General features: G+C 63.6%; 6 protein-coding genes. 3 read left to right on the top strand and 3 right to left on the bottom strand.

Annotated features, from left to right (window positions below):
* From AC1D1P_RS12060 to AC1D1P_RS12050, 3 genes are all read left to right on the top strand, one after another.
* The coding region (locus AC1D1P_RS12060; protein WP_477673138.1) for a DUF1800 domain-containing protein at positions 1 to 1,037 on the top strand (1,037 nt) is incomplete at its 5' end.
* A gap of 122 nt (positions 1,038 to 1,159) precedes the next feature.
* Positions 1,160 to 2,527: a DUF1501 domain-containing protein gene (locus tag AC1D1P_RS12055; RefSeq protein WP_477673137.1), complete on the top strand. Its 1,368-nt coding sequence runs from the start codon at positions 1,160 to 1,162 to the stop codon at positions 2,525 to 2,527.
* Between the two features lie 239 nt (positions 2,528 to 2,766).
* Positions 2,767 to 3,588 carry an NUDIX hydrolase gene (locus AC1D1P_RS12050; RefSeq protein ID WP_477673136.1) on the top strand — a complete coding sequence of 274 codons (822 nt, stop codon included), beginning with the start codon at positions 2,767 to 2,769 and terminating at the stop codon, positions 3,586 to 3,588.
* A 30-nt stretch (positions 3,589 to 3,618) separates the two neighbouring features.
* On the opposite strand, the gene AC1D1P_RS12045 is transcribed toward AC1D1P_RS12050, so the two are convergent.
* The 3 genes from AC1D1P_RS12045 to AC1D1P_RS12035 form a co-directional block, all read right to left on the bottom strand.
* Positions 3,619 to 5,277: a Na/Pi cotransporter family protein gene (locus AC1D1P_RS12045; protein WP_477669687.1), complete on the bottom strand. Its 1,659-nt coding sequence runs from the start codon at positions 5,275 to 5,277 to the stop codon at positions 3,619 to 3,621.
* A gap of 56 nt (positions 5,278 to 5,333) precedes the next feature.
* Positions 5,334 to 5,834 (bottom strand): signal peptidase II, encoded by a 501-nt coding sequence (gene lspA / locus AC1D1P_RS12040; protein WP_477669686.1) that lies wholly within the window; start codon positions 5,832 to 5,834, stop codon positions 5,334 to 5,336.
* A partial coding sequence (locus tag AC1D1P_RS12035) for a zinc finger domain-containing protein (RefSeq protein WP_477673135.1) occupies positions 5,834 to 6,038 on the bottom strand: 205 nt, incomplete at its 5' end. The genes lspA and AC1D1P_RS12035, both read right to left, overlap by 1 nt.

Here is a 6,038-nt window from a genome sequence, read left to right as displayed (position 1 = left end):
AGATGGCCCAGGGCGCGGCTGCCTGGCGGCTGATGTCCTGCAGCGATCCGGCGCTGGAAAATCCGCTGCTGGCCCGCATGACCGAGTTCTGGTTCAACCACCTCAATGTGTTCGTCGGCAAGGGACCGGTGCGCCCCTTTGTCGGCCACTACGAGATCAATGTGATTCGCGCCAACGCCCTGGGCCGTTTTGAAGACCTGCTGCTGGCCAGCGCCAGGCACCCGGCCATGCTGTTCTACCTGGACCAGGCGCAGAGCAACAGCCGCGGCCTTAACGAAAACTACGCGCGCGAGTTGATGGAGTTGCACACCCTGGGCGTGAACAGCGGCTACACGCAAAAAGACGTGCACGAACTGGCCCGCATCCTCACCGGCTGGACGGTGAACCTCAAGGACGGCGAGGGTTTTCGTTTTGCCGAGCGCCTTCACGACAAGGAAGGCAAGGTGCTGCTGGGCCGTACGTTTGGCAGCGAGGGCGTTGCGGAAGGCGAGGAAGCCATTCGCTACCTGGCACGCCGGCCCGAGACGGCGCGGCGTGTGTCCATCCGGCTGGCCAGTTTTTTTGTGGCCGACAAACCCTCGCCCGCGCTGGTGAACCGGTTGGCGACTGCCTTCACGGCTACCCAGGGCGACATCCGTGCGGTGATGCGCGCCCTGATCGAATCACCGGAATTCTGGGCGCAAGACAACCAGTTGTTTAAAACCCCGCTGGACTTTGCCTGTTCGGCGCTCACTGCGGCCGGGGGTGTCAAGGAGCGCCGCGATATCGTGCAAACCCTGGGCTTCCTGGCGCAGGCCGGCCAGCCCATGCACGGCTGGCAAACGCCCGACGGCTACAAAACCGATGCCGGTACCTGGCTTGCGCCTGAGGCTTTGACGCGACGCGCCGATTACGCCATGGGCCTGGCGCAGCGCACAGCTGAGCCGTCTTACCTCAACGCCTTTTTCAGCATCGCGACGCGCGAGCGCATCGCACAGGAACCCGCGCAGATGCGCACCGGCCTGATGCTCGCCAGCCCTGACTTCATGCGCAAATAATTCCATGTCCAAATCAAACGTGCATTTTGTCGGCCCGCCTTGCCGTGCTGTAGCACTGTCTGCGGCGGGACTTCGCGTTCACGCTTGATCTGGACATGGAATATGCCGCAACGAGGACTCCTATGAACTCCAATTTTTCTTCATCGGCGAATCTGCTGCAACGCCGCCGGCTGGTGGGCTTGGGCGCGTTGTCCGCCTTGTCGCTGGCAGCGCCCGGCGTGTGGGCGCAAGCCTTGCCCGCAAGCCGATCAGGCCTGGACGGCGGGCGCCTCATCGTCGTCTTCCTGCGCGGCGCGTATGACGGCCTGTCGGCCTTTGTGCCCTACGCAGACAAGGACTACTACGCTTTGCGCCCGAACATCGCGATTGCGACGCCCGACGGAACGGCGCAAACCGCCTTGAAGCTCGACAGGACTTTTGCCCTGCATCCCGCGCTGGCCCCGCTGCTGCCGCTGTGGCAGCAAGGTGTTTTGGGTTTTGTGCCCGCGGCCGGCCTGCCCGCACCCAACCGTTCGCATTTCGACGCGCAGTACCAGATGGAGATTGCGCAGGGCGGCAAGACCAGCAGCGCGCCCGGGTGGCTCAACACCACAGCGGGCCTGGGCAAAGCCGCTGCACCGGGCGCCGCCGCTCTCGGCGTGGGTGAGRCCAACCCCGCCATTCTGGGCGGGCAGGCGGCCGTCAGGTTGATTCCGCGTGGCCAGTCTGCTGAACGCACCGGGGTGCTGGCCAACGACAGAACCCGCCAGGCGCTCATGGATCTGTATGCCGGTGATGACAAGATCAGCGAAGCCTTCCGCCAGGGTGCGGGTAGCCGCATGCAGAGTGCGCAGGAGCTCACGGAACAGAAAAATGCCAGGACCGAGAAAATGGCGGAAGACAGCAGGCGCATGGCAGACAAGCGCCTGGACCGCGACGGCACGCCCGGTAATCCGCAGGCGCTGAACGCGCAAATGCAGGCAGCCAGCAATGGCGCGGCCGACCCCGTGGGCCTGCAACTCGATGCCCAACACCTGGGCACGCTGATGCGCAATGACCGCAAACTGCGCCTCGGTTTTTTGTCGGCAGGCGGTTGGGACACGCATGCCAACCAGGGCGCCGCCACCGGCCAGCTGGCCAACAACCTCGGCAACCTGGCGCGCGGCATCGCGCAGCTGCGCCAGGATTTTTCCGAACCCGGCGATGTCGTCGTGGTGATGAGCGAATTCGGGCGCACCAGCGCCGAAAACGGCACACGCGGCACCGACCACGGCTTTGGCAACGCCATGTGGCTCATGGGCAACCGTGTCGCCGGCGGACGCTGGCATGGCCAGTGGACGGGCCTGGCCCAACTCAACGAAGGACGCGACTTGCCGGCGCATCACGATTACCGCGCGGTGCTGGCTCAGGTGCTGCGGGGGACTTTTGCGTTTGGCGATACGCAGCTGGCTGATGTGTTGCCAGGGGCCAGGTGGGACAAGCGACTGGACGGTTTGTTCGTCAAAGCCTAGCTTCGCAGGTTTGCGCCCGAATTCAAGGGTTTTAGCCGTTTTATCCAATAGGGGTAAGCGCGAGAAGCTATTAAATTAATAGCAAATAAATTTCCGGAGCTGATGCTTCCCGCCTGGCCGGCAGGTTTGTAATGTCCGGTTGGTACGGGCGAAGTAAACTGCGCAGCAGAATCCGGGATGGCCCGCTGCCCCGGTCTTTTCGCATATCAATGGCCTGCCAGCACGGGCCCCAAGGACGCATGATGATGCCGCCTGCTTTTGATGCCCAATGGCTGCAAGCCCTGCGCGCCGGAGCGATCCAGCCGCCGCTGCGCCCACGCGTGCCGCTGTGGGCCGGTGAATCGGTGATCGGATCGGTGGAGCCGGGCTTCTTCCACAAGCTGGCCCTGCACGCCATGACCGATGGCGGCCATCCGCTGCTCAAGGAAGAGCGGCCCTCAACCTTGGGCTGGCGCGTGATGGGTGACGTCACGACCAGCCTGAACAAGATCGCGGTGGCGCTGCATGAAGCGGGCCTCGCCGGTGCCTGGCGCGACGAGCAGCTCGCGGTGCCCGACCAGTTTGGCCACCGCAAAGGCACGGTCGAGCGCGCGGCCGTGCGGCCGCTGGGCATCACCACACTGGCGGTACACCTGGTGGGGCAGTCGCCTGATGGCCGCTTCTGGGTGCAGCAGCGTGCCCTTGACAAGTCCAACGACCCCGGCCTGTGGGACACCCTGATGGGCGGCATGGTGTCTGCCGTCGACACGGTGGAAACCGCCCTGGTGCGTGAGACCTGGGAGGAGGCCGGCCTGCATGTGGCCGAGCTGCAGGCGATGCGCTACGGCGGCCGGCTCACGACCCGTCGACCAGCCACCGACGGTAACGGTGCGGGTTATGTGGTCGAGGACATTGACTGGTATTGCTGCACCGTGCCCGAAGGCATGACGCCTGACAACCAGGACGGCGAAGTGGCCCAGTTCCGGCTGATGGACGCCGCCCAACTGGTGGATGGCATGCAACGCGGCGAGTTCACGACGGAAGCCGCGCTGATTCTTTCCGACGTGCTGGGCTTGCCTTAGGGCGACGCTTCGCCGGCCTTGCCTTTGTACTCAGGCCTGGTCGGTCAGGGCTGGCTGGCGCAAGCGGTTGGGGGCCAGTGCGCCGGCCGAATCCAGGATCGGGTAGGCGATCGAGCAGATGTGCGAGTTGATGCGCTTGAGTTCGCTGATCAGGTCAATGTGCAGTGAGCTGGTTTCCAGGCTTTGCACCGTATTGGCCGACAGGCGGCCCAGGTGGGTGGTGGCATAAGCCCGCTCCAGGTCGCGAAAGCGGGCTTTTTCTTCCAGCAGCTTTTGCGCGTCGCGCACCGTGCCATTGAGGAACACGCTCATGCCCAGGCGCAGGTTGGCCACCAGGCGCTCGTGCAGTTCGACGATTTCAGCCATGCCGGCGTCCGAGAAGTTGCGGCCCGGCTTGATCTTTTTGTCTTCGATGTCAATCAGCACGCGCTCGATGATGTCGCCGATCTGCTCCATGTTGATGGTGAAGCTGATGATGTCGGTCCAGCGGCGGCTTTCTTCTTCGGCCAGCGCTTCGCGTGAAATCTTGGTGAGGTAGTACTTGATCGACGAATACAGCTCGTCGACGGCATCGTCCATCTTGCGCAGGTCTTCGGCCAGCTTGAGGTCGTTCTTCTGGATGACCGCCAGCACGCCCAGCAGCATGGTTTCCACCACGTCGGCCTGGTGCAGCGCTTCGCGGGCTGCGCATGAGATGGCCAGGGACGGCGTGGCCAATGCCGAAGGGTCGAGATGGTGGGGACGGCCGCCGGCCTGGTTTTTGTCGGGTTTGGGCAGAAGTTTTTCTACCCAGCGCGCAATCACCTGTGTCCAGCCGATGAACATGGCGCCTACCACCATGTTGAAAGTGAGATGGAACAGCACCACCACGGTGGCCGCTTCGCCGAGGTAGGGTCGCACGTGGCGCAGCCACAGGCCGATGAAGGGCGCTGCGACGACGATACCCAGCAGCTTGAAGAACAGGTTGCCCAGCGGCACCTGCCGCACCTCGACCGCCGAGCGCAGTGTGGTCAGCACCGCCAGCAGCCCGCTGCCGAGGTTGGCGCCCAAGACCAGGCCTAGCGCCACATCGATGGGGATGACGGCCGAGGCGGCCAGCGTGGCCGTGAGCAGCACGATCGCCAGGCTGGAATACGACACCACGGCCAGGAAGGCGCCCGCGGTGATTTCGAGCAGCAGGTCGCTGCTGAGGGAGCCGAGCAGGGCTTTCACGGCCGGTGCCTGGGTCAAAACTTCGGTGGAGGCCGTGACCAGCCGCAGGGCCAGCAGCATCAGGCCCAGGCCGATCAGCACGCGGCCAAAGCGGCCGACGTTGGTGTCCTGCCGCGAGATGAACAGCACGACGCCGACAAAGATAAAGAGCGGCGACAGCCAGGACAGGTCAAAAGAGAACACCACGGCCATCAGGCTGGTGCCGATGTCGGCGCCCAGCATGACGGCCAGCGCCAGCGGCAGGGTGACCAGGCCTTGCCCGACAAATGACGAAACGATGAGGGAGGTGGCGGTGCTGGACTGCACCAGGGCCGTCACCCCAATGCCCGAGACGGCCGCAGCCAGCCGGTTGCTGATGCTGACCGCCAGCACGTGGCGCAGATTGGCACCGAACACCCGCAGGATGCCGGTACGAACGAGATGGGTGCCCCACACGAGCAGCGCAATGGCTGCCAAAAGATTCAACAAATGCTTCATAAGGTCGGAACCACTATACCCTTGAACCGGGTGGCTGCAAGCGGTTTGGCCCCGGTTTATCGGGTACGCCGAACCCGAAGCAGCTCATCCAGGATGAGGCAAACCGCGCCAACGGTGATGGCGGCGTCGGCGATATTGAACGAAGGAAAATACCAGCCGTGCCAGTGGAACTGCAGGAAATCCACCACATAGCCATGCAGGGTGCGGTCAACGACATTGCCGACAGCGCCGCCCAGGACGCAGGCCAGCGCGAAGGAAAACAGCTTTTGCCCGGCATGCGAGCGCAGCATCCACACAATAAAGAGCGCCGCGGCAACCCCGATGGCGGTGAAGAACCAGCGCTGCCAGCCAGAGGCTTCGGCCAGGAAGGAAAACGCCGCACCGGTGTTGTGCACGCGCACGACGTTGAAGAAGCTGGTGACATAGGTGGAGTCGCCTAGGCGGTAATAGCCGAGGATCAATACCTTGGTGAACTGGTCAGCGATCAGGATCAACAGTGCCAGGCCCAGCCAGGGGAGCATGCTGCCCTCTGATTTGATGAAGGTCGTCTTGGCCATCAGGCGAACTTCCTGTCTTCACCGGCACCGTACAGGTTGCTGGTGCAACGGCCGCAAATCGTCGGGTGGGCCGGGTCGTGTCCCACGTCACTCCGGTAGTGCCAGCAGCGCTCGCATTTGATGTCAGAACTGGCTGAAACCCGCGTTGATACTGCGCTAGCAGCTATTAAATCAATAGCGGATGTGATGAAGACAAATTTGAGG

The organism is Polaromonas sp. P1_E1_2, from assembly GCF_056406035.1.
The sequence above is the reverse complement of the archived record's forward strand: the minus strand, read 5'-3'. Positions and strand labels throughout refer to the sequence as shown.